Consider the following 21,101-nt stretch of genomic DNA (forward strand, 5'->3'; position numbering starts at 1 on the left):
GTCGTGCAAGGTTAAACAAGCGTGGTGGGTAGCGCTAGTGTCTTGCACATAACAAGCATCTATAACATGGTCGAGGAGAATATGACCTGCGTAAGCAGAGGAAAGGGGAGGACCCTATGGTTTTTGTGTTAGACACAAACAAACGTCCGCTTGCTCCTTGTCACGAAGCAGTTGCAAGAAAGCTGTTGAAACAAGGGAAGGCGGCGATTTACAGGCGATTTCCATTTACCATCATCTTGAAAAAATCAGTAGACGAATCAGAAATTAAAGCAACATATCGGCTAAAAATCGACTATGGAAGCAGGCATACAGGATTAGCGATTTTGCGAGGACAAGAAGTGGTATGGTTAGGGCAACTTGACCATCGCACAGACATCAAGGAAAGAATAGATAAAAGGCGTGCTTTTCGTCGAGCAAGACGAAATCGAAAAACAAGATACAGAAAACCACGCTTTCTGAACCGCAAGCGAAAGGAGGGGTGGTTGCCGTCATCACTAGAGAGTCGTGTGCAAAATATCCAAACATGGGTTAACCGCCTAAAGAAGTTATGCCCCATTGGGTATATATCATACGAAAATGCCAAATTCGACACGCAACTCATGCGAAATCCTGAAATCAATGGTGTAGAGTATCAACAAGGCACGCTACAAGGATATGAAGTACGGGAGTATTTGCTTGAAAAGTTTGGGCGGAAGTGTTGTTATTGCGGAAAAGAAAATGTTCCACTTGAAGTGGAGCATATCATTCCAAAATCGAGAGGTGGAACAGACCGAGTGGATAACCTATGTCTTGCCTGTCATGACTGTAATCAGCGCAAAGGAAGTAAGACAGCAGAAGAATTCGGGTATCCGCACATTCAAAAGCAAGTCAAAGAATCATTAAAGGATGCAAGTGCTATCAACTCGACAAGATGGAAAGCGTATGAAGTGTTAAAGCAGACAGGATTAGATGTCGAGTGTGGAACAGGTGCACGAACGAAAATGAATCGTATTCGTTTAGACTTGCCGAAAACACATTATTTTGACGCTTGTTGTGTAGGCGAAAGCACAACAAATCACTTATATTTCAAAACAAAAGAAGTGTTATTTATCAAGGCAAAAGGGCGTGGTAGTCGCTCTCGTACAAACCTAGATAGATATGGCTTCCCAAGAGGTTATCTTGCAAGACAAAAGTTCTTCTTTGGCTTCCAAACAGGGGACATGGTTAAGGCTGTTATCCCAAGAGGGAAATATCAAGGCGTTTGGTTTGGCGAAGTATCATGCAGAAAGACTGGAAGTTTCGATATTAAAGGTAAGGACGGTAAACGTATCGCACAAGGAATAAATTATAGATATGTCCAAGTCATTCAGCGATTCGACGGATACACATATCGAAGGGAGGGAATGAACATTGCGTAAGGTGCAATTCCTCCCCGTGCCTAAAGGCAGGGGCTTCCTTGCGTAAGTTTCGTGACTTAGATTGGCGAAAATTCAAATAACCGAGGGCGCCCCCCTCGGTTACCGATGATCGGTGAATATCGTTTGTTTTGTTAGCTGTTTTAATAAAGCCACTTGTTCATCGGTCAATGTGACTGATTGAGCAGCGACGTTTTCGATGAGCTGTGTCAATCGGCTTGCGCCTGGAACAACTGTTGCGACGACTTCGTGCGCTAAACAAAAACGAAGAGCAATCGCCGTTAGCGTTTCATTTGGTGCAACGGCTTTTAGTTTTGGAATAAGTGTGACTAATTCATCGAATAAATAATCGACATAGCCGTTTTGTTTTATTTCTTCGCTTGCTTGGTCAAGTGGACGTTCAGTCAATAATCCTTTCGCTAGCGGCCCGCGTGCAATGACGCTAATGTGATGTTGTTTCAAAAGCGGAAACCATTCTTCAGCACGGCGATCGAGCAAACTATATGGCATCATAACAGAAACGATGCGCGAGCGTTTGACGTATTCGCGAATGACGTTTGGGCGCATGGAGGAAATGCCGTAATAACGAATCACGCCTTCTTGTTGCAATTCCTCAAACGCCTCAATTGTTTCATCGATCGGATCATCAATTGTCCCACCATGTAATTGATATACATCAATATAATCGGTTTGTAATCGTCGCAAGCTATGTTTAACAGCCTCTTTGATGTATGCTTTTGACGGATCCCACGTCCAACCGTCTCCTTGTTCTGTCCAACGATTCCCTACTTTCGTTGCAATGATGACATCGTGGCGCTTTCCTTTTAACGCTTTTCCAACGATTTCTTCATTCACTCCACGATCATATAAATCGGCTGTATCGAAGTAGTTGACCCCTTTGTCGATCGCTTCATGAATGATGCGAATCGCTTCGCCCTCCGAAGTTCCAAGCGACATGCAACCGAAGCCAATTTCACTTACATATAAGTTCGAATGTCCGAGTTTCCGTTTTTTCATGTGCTCCCTCCTTTTTTAACATTATAACGAATAAGTTTTCCATTTGTCTTCGTAGATGTAGTACAATCGATATGAAACGATGACATGGTGGTGAAATAATGGATCATTTATATGAAAAAACGATGAATCAACAGCGTATTTTTTCCGGAAAAGTGATTGATGTGTATGTTGAAGATGTATTATTGCCAAATGGAGAAATGAGCAAGCGAGAAGTTGTAAAACATCCTGGAGCAGTTGCGGTACTTGCGATCACAGAAGAAAATAAAATCGTGCTCGTTCGTCAATATCGAAAAGCGCTAGAGCGGGTGCTGGTGGAAATTCCAGCAGGGAAGCTCGAGAAAGGGGAGGCACCGCTTGAAACAGCCAAGCGAGAGCTAGAAGAAGAAACAGGATATGTATGTGAAAAAATGGATCCGCTTCACTCTTTTTACACATCGCCTGGGTTTGCAGATGAATTAGTACATATATTCCTTGCGAAAGGACTGACGAAAAAAAGCGAAAAGCAAATGCTCGATGACGACGAGTTTGTGGATGTGCTCGAAGTCACGTTAGAAGAAGCGTTGAAAATGGTTGAAGACAAACAAATTTACGATGCAAAAACGATTTACGCGCTTTTATATTGGCAATTGCATATGTAAAGCGGTCATCGCGACCGCTTTTTGTCATATCACGCCCCTTTTCCCATACAATGTAGTAACAGAGCGTGTAGGGGGATGGAGCGATGAGAAAACGATCATGGACGACAACATGGGGGCAACACGTACAAGAGCATTACACGACATATGTATTTACCGTCGTTCTTTTTGTGATGGGCATTATTTTTGGTGCTATTGTCGTCAATAGCTTAAGCTTTAGCCAAAAAGAAGATTTATATTATTATTTAACGAATTTTTTTGGACAAGTTTCTGCGGGAAACATGGCGAGTGCACATGATGTATGGAAAGAAAGTTTTTTGCAAAATTTGAAATATATCGGCTTGATGTGGATTTTAGCTATGTCGCTTGTGGGGCTACCACTTATTTTAATTTTATTATTTTTAAAAGGCCTCGTTGTTGGATTTACAGTTGGGTTTTTAGTCAGCCAAATGGGTTGGAACGGATTTTTGCTAGCTTTCGTATCTGTCGTTCCGCAAAATATCATTCTCGTTCCGATCTTTATTGTGATGGCGGCTGTATCCATTTCATTTTCTTTAAAAATGATTCGTCACCAATTTGTGAAGCGAACACATGAACCAATTTTTCGTGCGATGCTTCGCTATACGTTTGTTATGTTATCGTTTAGTATCGCTTTAGCGTTAGCCTCTTCTCTTGAGGCATATGTATCCCCGTTGCTCATGAAAGAAGTTGTGCAATGGATAGAAAAATAATTATTATTTAATAATCATTTTATTTATCAATTTGTAATCATTTTATTTTGACACGTTCCTTTCTTTTGTTATAATGAGAATGAGTAACGAGGGAGGGAAAGGAAATGGAAAGTCGGCTTGACCGAATAAAAAAACAACTGCATGCAGCAAGCTATAAATTAACGCCGCAACGTGAAGCGACAGTACGGGTGTTGCTCGAACATGAAGAAGATCATTTAAGCGCGGAAGATGTTTACCTCCTCGTGAAAGAAAAAGCGCCTGAGATTGGGTTAGCTACTGTATATCGCACGTTGGAGTTATTAACAGAGTTGAAAATTGTCGATAAAATTAACTTCGGGGATGGCGTTTCCCGCTACGATCTTCGTAAGGAAGGGGCGGCGCACTTTCACCATCATTTAGTGTGCATTGAATGTGGCGCGGTCGATGAAATTCAAGAAGATTTATTAGAAGATGTCGAGGCGATTGTGGAACGAGATTGGAATTTTAAAATTAAAGATCACCGCTTGACGTTTCACGGCATCTGTCATCGTTGTCAAGATAAGCATGAGGAGCAGTAAAACCTTTTCGGCTATGAAAAGGTTTTTTCACTTATGTATAAAATGCAATGAAACAGGCATATCCTCTTACTATATGACAGTTAACGGAGGTATGCCATGAGAACAATCGTGGATGTATTAAAGGTTTTTCTTTTATTTACGGGATGTACGATTTTATTTTATTATAGTATTGTATGGATGAGTGAAGAATATAACTATTATCGTCGCTACGATGAGCCGATGGGATCAGCAGTGAAAGTATCGACAATGGAGCAGCAAGAAACACATTGGCTCGATCGGCTATTGCTTTTCTATCAAAACGGGGAGTAGGGTGCGCGTGGAAGATCAAGTAAAAGATTTTATTCACTATTTAATTGTTGAGCGCAATTTAGCACATAACACGATCGTATCATATGAGCGTGACTTAAAAAAATACGTTCAATATTTACAAAAAGTCGAACAACTATGTCATTGGAACGATGTAACCCGTTTTCATATTATGCAATTTTTAAAGTTTTTAAAAGAAAAAGGAAGCTCGCCGAAAACGATTGCCCGTCATCTAGCATCTGTTCGATCGTTTCATCAATTTTTATTGCGTGAAAAAGCGGTTGATCAAGATCCGACCGTTCATATCGAGACGCCGCAACTGCCACGAAAATTGCCTAACGTGTTATCGATGGCGGAAGTTGAGGCTTTACTCGAGGCACCGAAACAAAACACACCGTTTAGCATTCGCGATAAGGCGATGTTAGAACTTTTATATGCGACAGGTATTCGTGTAAGCGAGCTCATTCAATTGAACATATCTGACGTTCATTTGACGATGGGATTCATTCGTTGTTACGGAAAAGGTCGAAAAGAGCGCATCGTTCCAATCGGGAAAATGGCGACAGAAGCATTAAAGCGGTATATAGAGCAAGGTCGACCAGAACTGTTACAAAGAAAAAAGGGCACGACAGACGCGTTGTTTTTAAATCATCATGGTGAGCGTTTAACACGACAAGGATGCTGGAAAATTTTAAAGCGACTCGCTCAAGAAGCGAACATTCAAAAACAATTAACTCCTCATACGTTGCGCCATTCGTTTGCGACTCATTTATTAGAAAATGGGGCCGATTTGCGCGCCGTACAAGAAATGCTCGGACATGCGGATATTTCTACAACGCAAATTTATACTCACGTAACGAAAACGCGTTTAAAAGATGTATACAAACAGTTTCATCCACGAGCGTAACTGTGACGATAATTTGTCACAGTTTTTTTATTGCAATTCATTATGAAAACGTTTTATAATTTAGTTGTCAGACTTCTGACAAATAGGAACAATGCGTGATTTTGTTTCATAGTGAGCATGCTATGAAATGAGTGAAGCGATTGAGGAGGTAAAACGGTGAAACCTACATATAAACGTGTATTTTTAATTGTGATGGATTCAGTTGGAATTGGCGAAGCGCCAGATGCTGAAAAATATAACGATAAAGGTGCGGATACGCTTGGGCATATTGCCGAACATCGCGGTGGCTTAAACATGCCGAATATGGCGAAACTAGGTTTAAGTAACATTCGCGAAATTGAAGGTATTCCAAAAGCGGAAAAGCCGCTTGCTTATTACACGAAAATGCAAGAAGCATCCGCTGGAAAAGATACGATGACAGGTCATTGGGAGTTAATGGGTCTTCGTATCGATACACCGTTTCAAGTATTTCCTGACGGATTTCCAAAAGAGTTAATTGAGGAATTAGAAAAACGAACAGGAAGAAAAGTGATCGGCAATAAACCAGCAAGTGGCACAGCGATTATTGATGAGCTCGGCCCTGAACATATGGAAACAGGTGCGCTTATTGTATATACGTCAGCCGATTCCGTTTTACAAATTGCAGCGCATGAAGAAGTCATTCCATTAGAAGAACTATATCGCATTTGTAAAATTGCGCGTGAATTGACGCTTGATGAAAAATATATGGTCGGTCGCGTCATTGCTCGTCCATTTATCGGGAAGCCAGGAAGCTTCCAACGGACAGCGAATCGTCACGATTATGCGTTAAAACCGTTCGGACGGACGGTGATGAACGAACTGCAAGATGCTGGGTACGATGTCATTGCGATCGGAAAAATTGCTGACATTTACGATAACGAAGGTGTGACACAAACGTTGCGCACAAAATCAAACATGGACGGAATGGACAAATTAGTTGATACGTTACAAATGAACTTTACAGGACTCAGCTTTTTGAATCTTGTTGATTTTGATGCACTATACGGTCACCGTCGCGACCCGAAGGGATATGGTGATGCGTTAGAAGAGTTCGATGCACGTTTGCCGGAAGTGTTTGAACGTTTAAAAGAAGACGATTTATTAATCATTACAGCAGACCATGGAAACGACCCTGTTCATCACGGCACAGATCATACGCGCGAATACGTACCGCTTCTTGTGTATAGCCCAAGCATGAACGGAGGTAAACAACTTCCATTGCGTGAAACGTTTGCAGATGTAGGTGCAACGATTGCAGAAAACTTTGGTGTGAAGATGCCAAAATACGGAACAAGTTTTTTACAAGAGTTGAAATAAGGAGCGTGAACAAATGAATCGAGCAGCTATTGAACAAGCGGCACAATTTTTAAAAGAAAAGTTTCCAACTTCACCGCAAATCGGCTTAATTCTTGGCTCTGGCTTAGGTGTGTTGGCCGATGAGATTGAACAAGCCATTAAAATTCCGTACAGCGACATTCCGAATTTCCCTGTATCGACGGTTGAAGGGCATGCCGGTCAGCTCGTATACGGTCAGTTAGAAGGGGCAACAGTTGTCGTTATGCAAGGGCGCTTCCATTATTACGAAGGATACAGCTTTGATAAAGTCACGTTTCCGGTCCGTGTCATGAAGGCACTCGGCGTCGAACAGCTCGTTGTTACGAACGCGGCAGGTGGTGTAAATGAATCGTTTGAACCGGGCGATTTAATGATTATTTCAGATCATATTAATAACATGGGCGGCAATCCGCTTATCGGTCCGAATGATTCTGCACTTGGGGTGCGCTTCCCAGACATGTCGGAAGCATATAGTAAACGACTTCGTCAACTTGCCAAAGATGTAGCAAACGACATCGGTTTACGTGTGCGCGAAGGTGTGTATGTCGCCAATACGGGTCCAGCGTATGAAACGCCGGCAGAAATTCGTATGATTCGTGTCATGGGTGGCGATGCTGTTGGTATGTCAACGGTGCCTGAAGTGATCGTTGCTCGCCATGCTGGAATGGAAGTGCTCGGTATTTCGTGTATTTCGAATATGGCTGCAGGTATTTTAGATCAGCCACTCACACATGATGAAGTAATCGAAACGACGGAAAAAGTAAAAGCCGACTTTTTACGATTTGTGAAGGCGATCGTACGCAACATGGCGAAAAATTAAACGAGAAGGTGAACGACGATGAGAATGGTCGATTTAATTGAGAAAAAACGTGATGGTCATGCGTTAACGAAAGAAGAAATTCAGTTTATTATTGAAGGTTACACAAAAGGCGATATTCCTGATTATCAAATGAGCGCATTAGCGATGGCGATTTTTTTCCGCGGCATGAATGAAGAAGAGACAGCGGAATTGACGATGGCGATGGTGCATTCAGGCGATACGATCGACCTTTCGCGAATTGAAGGAATTAAAGTAGACAAACATTCAACGGGCGGAGTGGGCGATACAACAACGTTAGTGCTTGGCCCTCTTGTCGCCTCCGTCGGTGTTCCGGTTGCGAAAATGTCTGGGCGCGGCCTTGGACATACGGGTGGAACGATCGACAAACTAGAATCGGTGCCAGGTTTTCACGTTGAAATTACGAACGATGAATTTATCGATCTTGTCAATAAAAATAAAATTGCCGTTGTCGGTCAGTCTGGTAATTTGACGCCAGCGGACAAAAAGTTGTATGCGCTTCGTGATGTGACGGCAACGGTCAATAGCATTCCGTTAATTGCCTCATCGATTATGAGCAAAAAAATTGCCGCAGGGGCAGATGCGATCGTACTTGACGTAAAAACAGGTGCGGGCGCGTTTATGAAAGATTTAAACGATGCAAAAGCATTAGCGAAAGCGATGGTCGATATCGGAAATCGGGTTGGGCGTAAAACGATGGCAATTATTTCTGATATGAGCCAGCCGCTTGGTTATGCCATTGGAAATGCGCTTGAAGTGAAAGAAGCGATTGATACGTTAAAAGGAGAAGGTCCAGAAGATTTACAAGAGCTGTGCTTAGTGCTTGGTAGCCACATGGTATATTTAGCGGAAAAAGCATCTTCGCTTGAAGAAGCTCGTCATATGTTAGAAAAAGCGATGAAAGACGGTTCAGCCCTTCAAACATTTAAAACGTTCTTAGCTGCGCAAGGTGGCGATGCATCTGTTGTCGATGACCCAAGCAAATTGCCGCAAGCAAAATATATTATTGAACTAGAAGCGAAAGAAGATGGATACGTATCCGAAATTGTCGCGGATGCGGTCGGAACGGCGGCGATGTGGCTTGGTGCAGGGCGAGCGACGAAAGAATCGACAATTGATTTAGCCGTCGGTTTAGTGCTTCGTAAAAAAGTTGGCGATGCGGTGAAAAAAGGCGAATCGCTTGTCGCCATTTACAGCAACCGCGAACAAATTGATGATGTAAAACAAAAACTATATGAAAACATTCGTATTTCAGCAACACCTGTTCAAGCTCCAACATTAATTTACGATAAAATTTCGTAACCTGAAGGATTCGTTCCTTCAGGTTTTTTTATGTATAAAAAAATAAAAAATGGAAAGGATGGCAAGTATAAAGAAATGGAGGGTTGGAGATGAAGCGATTTTTTTACGCACTTGCCATCGTGTTATTATTTCTTCCGATCGTATCCGCGCATGCGGAACAACCGAAAGTTGAGTTAGCAACGGAGGCAAGATCAGCCATTTTAATTGAACGAGATACAGGGGCTATTTTGTATGAAAAAAATGCCCATGAGCCACTTCCACCAGCGAGCATGACGAAAATTATGACGATGCTTCTCATTATGGAAGCAATTGATCAAGGAAAGTTAAAGCTAGATGAACGAGTGCGAGCTAGTGAATATGCCGCATCGATGGGTGGATCGCAAATTTTTCTTGAACCTGGTGAAGAAATGACGGTTGACGATTTATTAAAAGGTGTTGCGATCGGATCAGGCAATGACGCAGCGGTTGCGTTAGCGGAACGAATTGCAGGATCAGAAGAAGCGTTCGTCCATATGATGAACGAAAAAGCGAGGAAACTTGGTTTAAAACATACGGCATTTGAAAATACGACAGGTTTACCAGCGAAAAATCATTATAGCACTGCGTACGATATGGCTGTGATGGCAAAGGAACTATTGAAATATGATTTAATTACAAAATACACAGGTACGTATGAAGATTATTTACGAGAAAATACTGACAAAAAGTTTTGGCTCGTCAATACAAATCGACTTGTGAAATTTTATCCAGGTGTCGATGGTTTAAAAACGGGTTACACGAGCGAAGCGAAATATTGTTTAACAGCCACAGCGAAAAAAGGCAATATGCGTGTCATTGCCGTCGTTTTTGGAGCACCAACGCCAAAAGCACGAAATGCGCAAATTACAAAAATGTTAGATTACGCATTTAGTCATTATGAAACGAAACCGCTTTATAAAAAAGGCGAAACGATCACCATGCTTCCTGTCAGTAAAGGAAAGAAAAAGTCGGTCGCCGTTGTGACGTCTGAGCCCATTTCTGTTTTGTTGAAAAAAGGGGAAAAATCTGAAGCAGTAAAAACGACATGGAAGTTGAATAAAAAAGCGAAAGCTCCCGTAAAAAAAGGAGATGTGCTCGGTACGCTCGTTGTGAAAAAAGATGGAGCGGTGATTGCCAAAAGTCCTTTAGTAGCAAAAGAGCAAGTGGAAGAAGCAAATATGTGGGAGTTGTTTAAACGAATGTTTAACTCATTCTCGCGCACATCTTGACGAAACAGGGCGAATGGCGACTAGTTTTGTCGGGAAGAAGGATTGACGCATAAACAAATCGAATTCTTCCTTAACCTAAAGAGGATAAGGAGGAAATGATCGTGAGTTTATCGATTCAATTAGAAGTGAAACAACATGTATTGCTCGTACGATTAGCTGGAGAGCTCGATCATCATACAGCAGAACAGTTGCGTGCAGAAATTACGGATGTATTAGAACGAGAACGAATAAAAGCAATCGTTTTAAACTTAAATGAGTTAACGTTTATGGATAGTTCAGGATTAGGTGTTATTTTAGGAAGATATAAACAAATACAACGCATGGGTGGGGAGATGGTTGTTTGTTCTGTCTCTCCTTCCATTAAGCGTTTATTTGATATGTCAGGGCTGTTTAAAATTATTCGTTTAGAAGTGAATGAACAGTACGCATTACAAACGTTGGGGGTGGCGTAAATGAGAAATGAAATGCACCTTCAGTTTTCCGCCCTCAGCCAAAATGAATCGTTTGCTCGTGTGACAGTTGCAGCGTTTGTTGCGCAACTCGATCCGACGCTCGATGAGTTAACCGAAATTAAAACAGTCGTATCCGAAGCTGTAACAAATGCGATTATTCACGGCTACGAAAATGATCCAAGCGGCGTTGTCTACATTTCTGTCATCATTGAAGGACATACGGTTCATTTAACGATTCGCGACCACGGAAAAGGGATTGAAAATGTGGAAGAAGCGCGACAGCCGTTATTTACGACAAAGCCAGAGCTCGAGCGTTCTGGCATGGGGTTTACGATTATGGAAAATTTCATGGATGAAGTAAATATTTATTCGAAAGTTAACGAAGGAACAACGGTGGAGCTGATTAAGCATTTAACGAAAAGCAAAGCGCTATGTAATTAAGGGAGACGTGCCTATGGATGTCGAGGTACAAGCTGTCAAAGACCATGAGATCAAAGAATTGATTCGGAGGAGCCAGCAAGGTGACCAGCAAGCACGCGATGAGATTATTGAAAAAAATATGAGGCTTGTTTGGTCGGTTGTGCAGCGGTTTTTAAACCGCGGATACGAGCCTGAAGATTTGTTTCAAATCGGTTGCATCGGTTTAATGAAATCGGTCGATAAATTTGATTTATCTTACGATGTCAAATTTTCAACGTATGCGGTACCGATGATTCTTGGGGAAATTCAACGATTCATTCGCGATGATGGGTCCGTCAAAGTGAGCCGTTCATTAAAAGAAATTGGCAATAAAATTAGAAAAGCAAAAGACGAATTGTCGAAACAAAACGGTCGCGTCCCAACGGTGAATGAAATTGCACAGTTTTTGCAAATTTCACCCGAGGATGTTGTGCTAGCTCAAGAAGCTGTCCGTTCACCGACGTCCATTCATGAAACGGTGTACGAAAACGACGGTGATCCGATTACGTTGCTTGATCAAATTGCGGACGAGCAAGACGTTTGGTTTGACAAAATCGCATTAAAAAAGGCAATGGAAGAGCTAGATGAACGAGAGCGACTCATCGTCTACTTGCGCTATTATAAAGACCAAACCCAATCAGAAGTGGCAGCTAGATTAGGCATCTCTCAAGTACAAGTGTCTCGTTTAGAGAAGAAAATATTGCAACAAATGAAAGCCCGAATGGATGAATAAGTCCGTTCGGGCTTTTATGCATATACATAGCGATCATATCTCATACTACTAGTACAACGATGGAAGCAAGGTGTCAGTATGAAAGAAACGATTTTTTTGAAAATGCGTCATCGTATTCAAGTGAAGCCGAATGCAACGATTCGGGTAGGGGATGTGGCACAAGTTGTCGCAACAAAACGAATCGATGATATTGTACAAACTCCTATTTATACGGTGCAGAAAAAAGATCGCAACATTGTCATTATCGATGTGATGCATGTGATGAAAGCGTTAATGAACGTTGTTCCTCAAGACGATATTCAATCACTTGGACCGTCGCAAACGATCGTTGAAGTCGTTTATGAGGAAAAGCGATGGGGGTATTTGTACGTCCCAATCGTATGGCTTCTTCTATTCATTGGCTCCGGTCTTGCGATTATGAACTTTCATGAAGATGTAAGCATGCAGCAAGTACAACAACGGCTGTATCGGGTAATTACAGGGAAAGAAGTAGAAAAACCGTTATGGTTTCAAATTCCGTATTCACTCGGGCTTGGACTTGGTATGATTTTATTTTTTAATCACTTTTTTAAAAAGCGAATTAACGAAGAACCGAGCCCACTTGAAGTTGAGATGTTTCAATACCAACAATCGCTCGATCAATATGTCATTATGCATGAAAATAAAGAGGTGATGAGGCGAATGGATGATGATTCGTGAGTTTGTTGTAGCTTTTGTTGGATTGGCAGGAGGGCTAGCTGTCGGTTCTGGTTTTGTCGCGTTTTTAACTGTTCTCGGTGTTATTCCACGCTTGACCCAACTCACAAAAACGATGAAATGGATTGCGACGTATGAACGGGGTGTTGTACTTGGTGCGGTTGTAAGTAGCTGGATTAGCTTGCGCGATCCGTTGCTTTCTTTTCCGCCAATTGTGACAAGTGTCATTGGTTTATTGAGCGGTGTGTTCGTCGGTATGCTTGCTGCGGCATTAACGGAAGTGTTAAATGTGTTTCCGATTTTAGCAAAACGGCTTGGTATCGACGAACAAATTGTCATGTTACTCATGGCAATGGTATTTGGTAAAGTGGCGGGCTCTCTTTTCCATTGGATATATTTCGTTGATCGCTAGGAGGAGGCGTATGTTGAAAGCTTTTTTAGTCGGTGGATTCATTGCGGTCGTTGCCCAAGCGCTTCGCGATATGTACATCATATTGTTTCATATGGGTGAAGCGGAAGCCGTTCGCTGGATGAACGGGACGTTGATGGTATGTGCTGCGATATTTACGCCAATCCGATTTTATCGCCGATTGACACAATTTGCAGGGGCGGGAATGATTGTACCGATGATGAGTCTAGCAAACATATGGAGTGCTAGCGCTCTTGAGTATCGCAATGAGGGAATAGCAGAACATATGCTTTCTGTTGGCGGGAGTATCATTGTCACATTAGTTGTTGCATCATACGTTGCAGCGTTGTTTTTATAAGGGGGGGTTCGATGAAAAAAATCGGAGAGCAAACGATTGTATTTGAGAAAAACATTTATATCGAATCGAGCGGTACCGTCGTTGGACCGAAAGAGCGTGAAGGTCCGCTCGGTTCATCATTTGATCGTGCTTACGACGATTTATATTGCGGTGAACAAAGTTGGGAGCTCGCGGAACGGCGACTTATGAAAGAAGCGATTATGATTTGTTTAACGAAAGGAAAAGTACAAACGCACGATGTCGATTTATTTATCGCGGGGGATTTACTGAATCAAACGGTTACTGCGAACTATGTTGCAAGTGAATTACATATTCCATTTTTAGGTGTATTTAGCGCTTGTTCAACGATGACGGAAGCCATGCTTGTGGCTAGTACGTTCATTGATGGTGCATTTGCCCATCGTGTGCTAGTTGCAACAAGCAGTCACTATGGTGCAGCGGAACGTCAATTTCGTTTCCCGACGACAATTGGCGTTCAAAAGGGGGAAAGCGCATCGTGGACTGTAACAGGAGGAGCAGCAGCGCTATTAAGTACGACACGTTCGCCATTTCGGATTCGCACGGCAACGATCGGACGCGTGATCGATAGCGGTGTGACGGATCCGCTCGATATGGGACGAGCGATGGCACCAGCAGCATTTGCAACGATTAGGCAACACTTGATAGACTGTGGGCTTTCGATCGAAGCGTATGATGTGATTATCACAGGGGATTTAGGAAAAGTTGGGAGTAGTGAATTAAAGTCGTTATGCTATGATGCAGGTATGAACTTAAGTGAGAGATACGATGACTGTGGTGTGCTTATTTACGATACGGAACAACAAGCATTTGCAGGTGGAAGCGGATGTGCATGTTGTGCTGTTGTAACGTACAGTTATTTTCTTGAGAAAATGAGGGAGAGAAAAATAAAGACGATGCTCGTTGTTGCGACGGGAGCATTATTTAATAGTACGATGATGAAGCAAAATCAAACGATTCCGGCGATCGCTCATGCGATTGCGATTGAAGCGGTGACTTGAAAATGGAGTACGTATACGCATTTATCATTGGCGGTATGTTATCGCTTATCGGGCAATTATTGCTTATAAAATGGTCATTCACTCGCCTAGTGACAATATTTTTGCTTATTGGCGTGGCGCTCGAAGCGACAAGTTTATACGACCCTATGCAATCACTGGCGCATGCGGGGATAGAAATGACGCTTGTTCACGTTGGTGCTTCTTGTATACAAGCGGTGAAAACAGGGGACTTTACAAATATCGTTTTTTTTCTTTCTTTTCCGATCGCTATAGCATGGGTGACCGCTGTTGTTTGTAAGCCGAGAGGACGGATGAAATGAAAAAAAGGAAAGTTATTTTAGTGACAGACGGAGATCAACATGTGCAACGTGCACTCGAGAAGCTCGCAAAACAATTTGGCGCTCGTTGCATTAGCCAATCACAAGGCAACCCATCACAGTTGACAGGAAAACAGCTTGTTGAACTTATTTTGCAAACGCCGTATGACCCTGTTTTTGTCATGTTTGATGATAGTGGCATTATCGGTGAAGGAGCGGGAGAACAAGCGCTTCGCTATGTTGCAACACATGAACAAATTGATGTGCTCGGAGCGATAGCGGTGGCGTCTGATACGAACAATCAAGAGTGGACGAAAGTAAATATTTGCATTGATTATGATGGGAACTTCACAACGTACGGTGTCGATAAAGAAGGTATTCGCGAGTGGGAATTCGGTCGGATCAATGGCGATACCGTCTATTGTTTAGATGATTTGCCGATTCCTATCATCGTTGGAATCGGTGACATCGGAAAAATGAGGCGTCGTGACGATATTCGCAACGGTTGTCCGATTACGCGAAAAGCCATTGAATATATTCTTGAAAGGAGCAAACGCGATGAAAACAGAAAATCGCACACCGATTTCTTCGAAGTTGAGTGAAAACGAACAGTTTTTTAAAAATGCCATCGGAGTTGGAACGAGCTTCGATTTAGGTGTTCGCAAGCTACACATTTTAAAAACAGACGTTCATTTATATTATTGTAATGGGCTTTGTGATACACAATATATTATCGAGTTACTTGAAATGCTTGTTCAAGTGAACGATCGCGAGAGACAATCAGTAAAGTTGCCTGGAATTATTGAAAACCGTCTCGTTCATCAACAGGTGAATCCAGTAAAAAGTTTAGATGAGGCGGTCGACTTTTTGTTGACGGGTTTAATTTTATTGTTTATTGATGGAGAGACGAAAGCGTTTGCTGTTGATGTCCGCAGTTATCCAGGACGTTCGCCTGAGGAACCAGATACAGAAAAAGTGGTGCGCGGGGCACGTGACGGATATGTTGAAAATATTATCATCAATACAGCACTCACTCGCCGACGCATTCGTGATGAACGGCTTCGCTTTGAGATGATGCAAGTGGGTGAGCGTTCAAAAACGGACATTTGTATCGCCTATATTCAGGATGTCGCCAATCCGGGGCTTGTTGAACTCATTAAGAAGGAATTAAACGAAATTAAAATTGATGGGTTAACGATGGCAGATAAAACAATTGAAGAATTTTTAGTGAAACAAGGATACAACCCGTATCCGCTCGTTCGTTATACAGAAAGACCTGACGTCGCAGCGACTCATTTGTTAGAAGGGCATGTGATTATTATGGTTGATACGTCGCCAAGCGTTATTATTACACCAACGACGTATTTCCATCACGTTCAACATGCGGAAGAATATCGGCAATCGCCAGCTGTAGGAACGTTTGTACGATGGGTGCGGTTTTTAGGCATCTTTGCTTCACTTTTCTTACTCCCGCTTTGGTTTGTATTTGTCCTTGACCCGTCGTTATTGCCAGAAAAATTATCATATATCGGTCCGAATGAAAAAACAAATATCCCGATTTTTGTGCAACTTCTCATTGCTGATATTGGTATTGAGTTTTTGCGAATGGCTGCAATCCATACGCCAACACCACTATCGACAGCGATGGGCTTAATTGCGGCGGCGTTAATTGGACAAATCGCTATTGACGTCGGGCTGTTTGTGCCGGAAGTGATTTTATACGTGTCTGTTGCTGCGATCGGTTCTTTTGCGACACCGAGCTATGAACTAAGCATTGCAAATAAAATTTTCCGTCTTTTATTTTTAGTGATCATTGCGTTGTTTGGTGTACCTGGGTTTATGATTGGTGTTACAGTGTTTTTACTTTTCCTTGCGAACATTCGCTCGTTGAATACTCCATATTTATGGCCGTTTATTCCCTTTGATCCCGGGGCATTTATGCAAATTATTGTACGACGATCTGTGGCTGGCTCATCGATTCGCCCAAGCATCGTACATCCACAAAACAAACAAAAACAATCGACATAAAAAGGTTGAAACGTACCAAAATTTATGGTACGTTTTCTTTAATTATTTCGGAATCATCAGGAGGATGTATAATTATGCACGGAACGATGGGAATAAACGAACGGGGTCATTTAGAAATTGGCGGCGTAGATACGATTGACTTAGCTCATCTATACGGAACCCCACTCTACATTTATGATGTTGCCCTTATTCGCGAGCGTGCTCGGGCGTTTAAGCGTATGTTTGATAAACATCGTGTACGTGCGCAAGTCGCGTATGCAAGCAAAGCGTTTTCGACAATAGCGATCGTGCAATTAATGGAACAAGAAGGATTATCTCTCGATGTCGTCTCGGGCGGTGAGCTGTACACCGCGTTAGCTGCTGGATTTCCGGTCGAACGCATTCATTTTCACGGCAACAATAAAAGCGAAGAAGAGTTACAAATGGCGGTTGAAGCAAAAATCGGTTGTGTTGTCGTCGATAATTTTTATGAGTTAGAGATGTTGCAACAACTTTGTCGCACTCATAAATATACGATGCCGATTTTATTACGTGTCACACCAGGCATTGAGGCCCATACGCACGACTATATTTTAACAGGGCAAGAAGATTCAAAATTTGGATTTGATTTGCATAACGGACAAGCAGATGAAGCGTTACAGCGTGCGCTCGCTTCTTCCTATATTCATGTGCTTGGCATTCATTGTCATATCGGTTCGCAAATTTTTGATGCGACAGGTTTTGTCCTTGCGACGAAAAAATTATTTGAAAAGCTTGCTATATGGCGTGATATGCATCATTTCACTGCGCAAGTTGTCAATCTTGGCGGCGGTTTTGGCATTCGGTACACGAAAGAAGATGATCCGCTCGCACCGGAACAGTACGTCGAACAAATTATTGAAGAAGTGAAACGGAACGTAGCCTCATTTCATTTACCATTCCCAGAAATTTGGATTGAGCCGGGGCGTTCGCTTGTCGGTGATGCTGGAACAACGATTTATACGATTGGCTCGCGTAAAGAGGTGCCAAACGTTCGTCAATATGTTGCGGTAGATGGGGGAATGAGCGACAACATTCGACCTGCGCTATATGAAGCGAAATATGAAGCAGTGCTAGCGAATCGGATGCATGACCATTGTGAAGAAGTTGTGGCGATTGCAGGGAAATGTTGTGAGTCAGGCGATATGCTCATCTGGGATTTACCGCTTCCGAAAGCGCAACCGGGCGATTATTTAGCTGTTTTTTGTACGGGAGCTTACGGCTATGCGATGGCAAATAACTATAATCGCATTCCGCGTCCGGCGGTCGTATTTGTTGAAGACGGTGAAGCACAGCTTGTTGTGAAGCGTGAAACGTATGAAGATTTAATTCGACTCGATTTGCCACTTAAGACAAAAGTAAAAAAATAACCGAGGCGACAACCTCGGTTATTTTTTTATGCCCCAAATGCTCCGCGAAGGGCGTTCCATATTTCTCGTAAAATGTCGACGATGCGTTGAATAAACGTTCGACCTTCTTCTGTTTGTAAAAAAGCAGATAGCTTGTCTTTCGTTTGAGCAAGCTGTTCGTTCACTTGATTCCAGTCGATGTTCACATTTTTCATTTTGTTAAATAAGGAAAGCAAACTGTTTATTTCGTCTTCTGTTAACGTAATGCCAAGCTCTTGAGCGATCCGCTCAATGAGCGCACGCATATCTGCATCTGTTTGCGGTGGATTTTTCGCTATTTCTTCTTTAATTTTCGCAAGCAGTGCGACCGCTTTGTCATTTCCGATTGATTCGCCAAGCTGTGCTGTTTTCACCATTTCCTCGTTCGCTACTTTTTTTACTTCGTCCGGGATCGCTTCATTTGATGAAAGTTCGTACGCTTTCATTAACCCTGTTAACGCAGCTGTTCCCGATACAGGAAACGGTGCAGTAATGTAAATGACTGCATCTTTTACTCCAGCAGTAATGAGCGCATTCATATACATCTCTTTTGTTACCCAGTTAATGTTATTCGTTTCGACTTGCAACCCCGAACCAGGTGCCCCAATCGTAATTTTTGAGGATGAAATAGCCTTCGTTCCAATTTGTCCTTTCGGAATAATGCCGCCGAGATATTTATGCTCTTCTTCATTTGTAACCGTAATGATTTCAGCGTTGTCTGGCGCATTCATTTCTTTTAATATTTGTTGTTTTTGCTGTTCTGTTAAATTTTCGCCGAGCGTAATAATGACGTCCCCTTCAATCGCATCTGCTAAACTAACCGATGGGATCATAAACAGCAATAAAATAAATATCGTAAACCACTTCTTCATTTCATAACCTCCTTCAACATCTTCCATACTATTGTACAAACATTTGCGTGAACATAGAAGAGAAATATAGTAAAATGAAGTTACGTTTGTTTTTACGATAGAAAGGTGGAAAAGTTTCATGAAGAAAAAAGGATATATCTTAATGGAAAACGGCGGAAAGGTGGAGTTTGAACTATTCCCAAATGAAGCGCCAACAACGGTTGCGAATTTTGAAAAACTAGCGAATGAAGGATTTTATAACGGGCTGACGTTCCATCGCGTCATTAAGCGATTTGTAAGTCAAGGTGGCTGTCCGATTGGAAACGGAACAGGCGATGCAGGTTATACGATTCCGTGTGAAACAGATAACAATCCGCATAAACATATCGAAGGTGCGATATCGATGGCGCATCGCGGACGTGATACAGGAAGTTGCCAGTTTTTCATTTGCCATGAGCCGCAGCCGCATTTAGATGGTGTGCATACCGTATTCGGTCAAGTCACCGCTGGAATGGATGTTGTAAAGGCGATGAAAAATGGTGATGTCATGAAAGAAGTAAAGGTGTGGGACGAACAATAAAAGGGACGATGAAGCGATGAAAAAAAACTGGGTATTATTTTTCATCCTTTTACTCGTTAGTTTCGTTTGGGGAGCAATGTATTGGCTGTTTATTGCAAAGTAATAGACATTTCGTTTTATTGTGCTATAATGAATAAAAATGGAATAAACGCATCCTTCGGGGCAGGGTGAAATTCCCGACCGGCGGTAATGAAACAGATGTTTCTCAGCCCGCGAGCCGTTAAGGCATGATCCGGTGCGATTCCGGAGCCGACAGTATAGTCTGGATGGGAGAAGGATTGCCAAAACTCACGCCACTTATTGAAAAAATAAGCTTGGCGGTGGGTCATTTTTGCTATGCAAAAAAGGCGATCTTTACATACATCTTGCCCTAGGACGTCGTTCCTAGGGTTTTTATCTTTTATAAAGAAAGAAAGGTGGTGCGAGATGGACGAACAATATATGCGTTTCGCATTACAATTAGCGCAATCAGCTCGCGGACAAACGTCACCGAACCCGCTTGTTGGGGCTGTTGTTGTAAAACATGGTGAAATTGTCGGCTTTGGCGCACACTTAAAAGCAGGAGAGCCACATGCAGAAGTACACGCTTTGCGCATGGCGGGCGAGAAAGCGGAAGGAGCAACCGTTTATGTGACGCTTGAACCATGCAGCCATTACGGAAAAACGCCCCCTTGTGCTGATTTGTTAATTGAAAAAAAGGTGAAGCGCGTCGTTGTGGCGACGACGGACCCAAATCCGCTCGTGGCAGGAAAAGGCATTGAAAAATTAAAGCGAGCAGGAATTGACGTCACCGTCGGAGTGTTGAAAGAAGAGGCGGATGCGTTAAACGAAATGTTTTTTCATTATATTTCAACGAAAACGCCGTATGTGACGTTAAAGTATGCAATGAGCTTAGATGGGAAAATTGCAACAAAAACGGGCGAAAGCAAGTGGATTACGTCGGAAGATGCGCGGCGTGACGTGCATCGCGATCGACGTATGCACGATGCGATCGTTGTCGGTGTCGGCACAATTTTAGCAGATGATCCAAGCTTAACCGTTCGTTTTGGGTATGAAGGAAAGCAACCAATTCGAATCGTTCTCGATACACATTTACGTACACCGCTTCACGCGAATGTCGTCACAGATCAGATGGCGCCAACATGGATCGTCGTCGGCCATCACGTCACAGAAGAACAAATGAAGCCATATGAACGTGCAGGTGTACAAATGATTCGCATGAATGAGAATAAAATTGATATACCATCTTTTTTACGTGAACTTGGTAAGCGTAACATCATGTCCATATTTGTTGAAGGTGGAGCGCATGTGCACGGTAGTTTTCTACATTCTCATTCCGTTCAACAAGTGATTGCGTATATCGCACCGATGTTGATTGGGGGGAATGAAGCTCCTTCTGCCATTGGTGGAGAAGGGTTTGGACGAATGATGGATGCGCTTCGTTTACAAGTGAAACATGTCGAAAGGATCGGACCAGATATAAAAATCGTTGCTAAAGGATGA

General features: G+C 42.5%; 25 protein-coding genes and 1 riboswitch. Of the genes, 23 read left to right on the forward strand and 2 right to left on the reverse strand.

All coding sequences use genetic code 11. The features are described from left to right. Positions 1 to 116 precede the first annotated feature (116 nt). The gene (gene iscB, locus NSQ23_RS05930) at positions 117 to 1,397 is read left to right on the forward strand and encodes an RNA-guided endonuclease IscB (RefSeq protein ID WP_339173702.1); all 1,281 of its coding nucleotides are present in this window, start codon (positions 117 to 119) and stop codon (positions 1,395 to 1,397) included. A 99-nt stretch (positions 1,398 to 1,496) separates the two neighbouring features. Here iscB and NSQ23_RS05935 read toward each other — a convergent pair whose 3' ends face one another. After that, on the reverse strand, positions 1,497 to 2,411 hold the full coding sequence (locus NSQ23_RS05935; protein ID WP_339173705.1) for an aldo/keto reductase: 915 nt from the start codon (positions 2,409 to 2,411) through the stop codon (positions 1,497 to 1,499). A gap of 98 nt (positions 2,412 to 2,509) precedes the next feature. On the opposite strand from NSQ23_RS05935, the gene NSQ23_RS05940 reads away from it, so the two are divergent. The 20 genes from NSQ23_RS05940 to lysA all read left to right on the forward strand — a co-directional run bounded on the left by NSQ23_RS05940 (position 2,510) and on the right by lysA (position 18,149). After that, positions 2,510 to 3,049 (forward strand): NUDIX hydrolase, encoded by a 540-nt coding sequence (locus NSQ23_RS05940; RefSeq protein WP_339173707.1) that lies wholly within the window; start codon positions 2,510 to 2,512, stop codon positions 3,047 to 3,049. An 83-nt stretch (positions 3,050 to 3,132) separates the two neighbouring features. Continuing rightward, positions 3,133 to 3,777, forward strand: coding sequence for a stage II sporulation protein M (gene spoIIM / locus NSQ23_RS05945; RefSeq protein ID WP_004889696.1), 645 nt, complete (start codon positions 3,133 to 3,135; stop codon positions 3,775 to 3,777). Between the two features lie 104 nt (positions 3,778 to 3,881). Further along, positions 3,882 to 4,334: a Fur family transcriptional regulator gene (locus NSQ23_RS05950; RefSeq protein WP_004889697.1), complete on the forward strand. Its 453-nt coding sequence runs from the start codon at positions 3,882 to 3,884 to the stop codon at positions 4,332 to 4,334. 96 nt (positions 4,335 to 4,430) lie between these two features. Then, positions 4,431 to 4,643 (forward strand): YqzK family protein, encoded by a 213-nt coding sequence (locus NSQ23_RS05955; protein ID WP_077428677.1) that lies wholly within the window; start codon positions 4,431 to 4,433, stop codon positions 4,641 to 4,643. A gap of 7 nt (positions 4,644 to 4,650) precedes the next feature. Next, positions 4,651 to 5,547 (forward strand): site-specific tyrosine recombinase XerD, encoded by an 897-nt coding sequence (xerD, locus tag NSQ23_RS05960; protein ID WP_004889699.1) that lies wholly within the window; start codon positions 4,651 to 4,653, stop codon positions 5,545 to 5,547. A gap of 156 nt (positions 5,548 to 5,703) precedes the next feature. Beyond that, entirely contained in the window at positions 5,704 to 6,885 is a 1,182-nt protein-coding gene (gene deoB / locus NSQ23_RS05965; RefSeq protein ID WP_339173711.1) for a phosphopentomutase, read from the forward strand. Positions 6,886 to 6,898: 13 nt separating this feature from the next. Further along, positions 6,899 to 7,723 (forward strand): purine-nucleoside phosphorylase, encoded by an 825-nt coding sequence (locus NSQ23_RS05970; protein WP_077428675.1) that lies wholly within the window; start codon positions 6,899 to 6,901, stop codon positions 7,721 to 7,723. Positions 7,724 to 7,741: 18 nt separating this feature from the next. Continuing rightward, positions 7,742 to 9,043, forward strand: a complete 1,302-nt coding sequence (locus NSQ23_RS05975) for a pyrimidine-nucleoside phosphorylase (protein WP_339173714.1) — start codon at positions 7,742 to 7,744, stop codon at positions 9,041 to 9,043. Positions 9,044 to 9,132: 89 nt separating this feature from the next. Then, positions 9,133 to 10,290, forward strand: coding sequence for a D-alanyl-D-alanine carboxypeptidase family protein (locus NSQ23_RS05980; RefSeq protein WP_339173717.1), 1,158 nt, complete (start codon positions 9,133 to 9,135; stop codon positions 10,288 to 10,290). 101 nt (positions 10,291 to 10,391) lie between these two features. After that, positions 10,392 to 10,742, forward strand: a complete 351-nt coding sequence (gene spoIIAA / locus NSQ23_RS05985) for an anti-sigma F factor antagonist (protein ID WP_035018571.1) — start codon at positions 10,392 to 10,394, stop codon at positions 10,740 to 10,742. Further along, on the forward strand, positions 10,743 to 11,183 hold the full coding sequence (gene spoIIAB, locus NSQ23_RS05990; RefSeq protein ID WP_004889709.1) for an anti-sigma F factor: 441 nt from the start codon (positions 10,743 to 10,745) through the stop codon (positions 11,181 to 11,183). Positions 11,184 to 11,196: 13 nt separating this feature from the next. Continuing rightward, complete coding sequence (sigF, locus tag NSQ23_RS05995; protein ID WP_004889712.1) at positions 11,197 to 11,934, forward strand: RNA polymerase sporulation sigma factor SigF; 738 nt, start codon at positions 11,197 to 11,199, stop codon at positions 11,932 to 11,934. A 78-nt stretch (positions 11,935 to 12,012) separates the two neighbouring features. Further along, entirely contained in the window at positions 12,013 to 12,633 is a 621-nt protein-coding gene (locus tag NSQ23_RS06000) for a stage V sporulation protein AA (protein WP_004889715.1), read from the forward strand. Beyond that, a complete protein-coding gene (locus NSQ23_RS06005) occupies positions 12,623 to 13,042 on the forward strand; it encodes a stage V sporulation protein AB (RefSeq protein WP_004889717.1) in 420 nt (139 codons plus the stop codon). Before NSQ23_RS06000 ends, NSQ23_RS06005 begins: the two co-directional genes overlap by 11 nt. Before the next feature lie 10 nt (positions 13,043 to 13,052). After that, on the forward strand, positions 13,053 to 13,397 hold the full coding sequence (locus NSQ23_RS06010; protein ID WP_004889719.1) for a SpoVA/SpoVAEb family sporulation membrane protein: 345 nt from the start codon (positions 13,053 to 13,055) through the stop codon (positions 13,395 to 13,397). 11 nt (positions 13,398 to 13,408) lie between these two features. After that, positions 13,409 to 14,416, forward strand: a complete 1,008-nt coding sequence (gene spoVAD, locus NSQ23_RS06015) for a stage V sporulation protein AD (protein ID WP_339173725.1) — start codon at positions 13,409 to 13,411, stop codon at positions 14,414 to 14,416. Between the two features lie 2 nt (positions 14,417 to 14,418). Then, entirely contained in the window at positions 14,419 to 14,736 is a 318-nt protein-coding gene (locus NSQ23_RS06020; RefSeq protein WP_004889722.1) for a SpoVA/SpoVAEb family sporulation membrane protein, read from the forward strand. Then, on the forward strand, positions 14,733 to 15,335 hold the full coding sequence (locus NSQ23_RS06025; RefSeq protein ID WP_004889723.1) for a stage V sporulation protein AE: 603 nt from the start codon (positions 14,733 to 14,735) through the stop codon (positions 15,333 to 15,335). The genes NSQ23_RS06020 and NSQ23_RS06025 overlap by 4 nt, the downstream gene beginning before the upstream one ends. Then, entirely contained in the window at positions 15,292 to 16,761 is a 1,470-nt protein-coding gene (locus tag NSQ23_RS06030; protein ID WP_339173729.1) for a spore germination protein, read from the forward strand. The genes NSQ23_RS06025 and NSQ23_RS06030 overlap by 44 nt, the downstream gene beginning before the upstream one ends. Before the next feature lie 68 nt (positions 16,762 to 16,829). Continuing rightward, a complete protein-coding gene (gene lysA / locus NSQ23_RS06035) occupies positions 16,830 to 18,149 on the forward strand; it encodes a diaminopimelate decarboxylase (RefSeq protein WP_339174313.1) in 1,320 nt (439 codons plus the stop codon). Positions 18,150 to 18,175: 26 nt separating this feature from the next. Here the strand turns inward: lysA and NSQ23_RS06040 are convergent, their stop codons facing one another. Next, entirely contained in the window at positions 18,176 to 19,039 is an 864-nt protein-coding gene (locus tag NSQ23_RS06040; RefSeq protein WP_004889727.1) for a DUF1002 domain-containing protein, read from the reverse strand. Between the two features lie 118 nt (positions 19,040 to 19,157). Between NSQ23_RS06040 and NSQ23_RS06045 the strand changes: the two genes are divergently transcribed. After that, on the forward strand, positions 19,158 to 19,598 hold the full coding sequence (locus tag NSQ23_RS06045) for a peptidylprolyl isomerase (protein ID WP_009373790.1): 441 nt from the start codon (positions 19,158 to 19,160) through the stop codon (positions 19,596 to 19,598). A gap of 149 nt (positions 19,599 to 19,747) precedes the next feature. Beyond that, positions 19,748 to 19,880: riboswitch (FMN riboswitch) on the forward strand. A gap of 144 nt (positions 19,881 to 20,024) precedes the next feature. Then, positions 20,025 to 21,101, forward strand: a complete 1,077-nt coding sequence (gene ribD, locus NSQ23_RS06050) for a bifunctional diaminohydroxyphosphoribosylaminopyrimidine deaminase/5-amino-6-(5-phosphoribosylamino)uracil reductase RibD (protein WP_128356681.1) — start codon at positions 20,025 to 20,027, stop codon at positions 21,099 to 21,101.

Source organism: Anoxybacillus sp. FSL W8-1294 (genome assembly GCF_037965005.1).
GTDB classification, from domain to species: domain Bacteria; phylum Bacillota; class Bacilli; order Bacillales; family Anoxybacillaceae; genus Anoxybacillus; species Anoxybacillus flavithermus_G.

Excerpts from the sequence above, each read along its gene's own strand:
- spoIIAB (WP_004889709.1), top strand. The coding sequence starts at position 10,743 with ATGAGAAATGAAATGCACCTTCAGTTTTCCGCCCTCAGCCAAAATGAA.
- NSQ23_RS06000 (WP_004889715.1), top strand. The coding sequence starts at position 12,013 with ATGAAAGAAACGATTTTTTTGAAAATGCGTCATCGTATTCAAGTGAAG.
- NSQ23_RS05970 (WP_077428675.1), top strand. The coding sequence starts at position 6,899 with ATGAATCGAGCAGCTATTGAACAAGCGGCACAATTTTTAAAAGAAAAG.
- NSQ23_RS06045 (WP_009373790.1), top strand. The coding sequence starts at position 19,158 with ATGAAGAAAAAAGGATATATCTTAATGGAAAACGGCGGAAAGGTGGAG.
- NSQ23_RS05975 (WP_339173714.1), top strand. The coding sequence starts at position 7,742 with ATGAGAATGGTCGATTTAATTGAGAAAAAACGTGATGGTCATGCGTTA.
- NSQ23_RS05980 (WP_339173717.1), top strand. The coding sequence starts at position 9,133 with ATGAAGCGATTTTTTTACGCACTTGCCATCGTGTTATTATTTCTTCCG.
- iscB (WP_339173702.1), top strand. The coding sequence starts at position 117 with ATGGTTTTTGTGTTAGACACAAACAAACGTCCGCTTGCTCCTTGTCAC.
- NSQ23_RS05950 (WP_004889697.1), top strand. The coding sequence starts at position 3,882 with ATGGAAAGTCGGCTTGACCGAATAAAAAAACAACTGCATGCAGCAAGC.
- spoIIM (WP_004889696.1), top strand. The coding sequence starts at position 3,133 with ATGAGAAAACGATCATGGACGACAACATGGGGGCAACACGTACAAGAG.
- sigF (WP_004889712.1), top strand. The coding sequence starts at position 11,197 with ATGGATGTCGAGGTACAAGCTGTCAAAGACCATGAGATCAAAGAATTG.
- NSQ23_RS06040 (WP_004889727.1), bottom strand. The coding sequence starts at position 19,039 with ATGAAGAAGTGGTTTACGATATTTATTTTATTGCTGTTTATGATCCCA.
- NSQ23_RS06010 (WP_004889719.1), top strand. The coding sequence starts at position 13,053 with ATGTTGAAAGCTTTTTTAGTCGGTGGATTCATTGCGGTCGTTGCCCAA.
- NSQ23_RS05935 (WP_339173705.1), bottom strand. The coding sequence starts at position 2,411 with ATGAAAAAACGGAAACTCGGACATTCGAACTTATATGTAAGTGAAATT.
- NSQ23_RS06025 (WP_004889723.1), top strand. The coding sequence starts at position 14,733 with ATGAAAAAAAGGAAAGTTATTTTAGTGACAGACGGAGATCAACATGTG.
- NSQ23_RS06005 (WP_004889717.1), top strand. The coding sequence starts at position 12,623 with ATGATTCGTGAGTTTGTTGTAGCTTTTGTTGGATTGGCAGGAGGGCTA.
- NSQ23_RS06020 (WP_004889722.1), top strand. The coding sequence starts at position 14,419 with ATGGAGTACGTATACGCATTTATCATTGGCGGTATGTTATCGCTTATC.
- NSQ23_RS05955 (WP_077428677.1), top strand. The coding sequence starts at position 4,431 with ATGAGAACAATCGTGGATGTATTAAAGGTTTTTCTTTTATTTACGGGA.
- spoVAD (WP_339173725.1), top strand. The coding sequence starts at position 13,409 with ATGAAAAAAATCGGAGAGCAAACGATTGTATTTGAGAAAAACATTTAT.
- ribD (WP_128356681.1), top strand. The coding sequence starts at position 20,025 with ATGGACGAACAATATATGCGTTTCGCATTACAATTAGCGCAATCAGCT.
- NSQ23_RS05940 (WP_339173707.1), top strand. The coding sequence starts at position 2,510 with ATGGATCATTTATATGAAAAAACGATGAATCAACAGCGTATTTTTTCC.
- NSQ23_RS06030 (WP_339173729.1), top strand. The coding sequence starts at position 15,292 with ATGAAAACAGAAAATCGCACACCGATTTCTTCGAAGTTGAGTGAAAAC.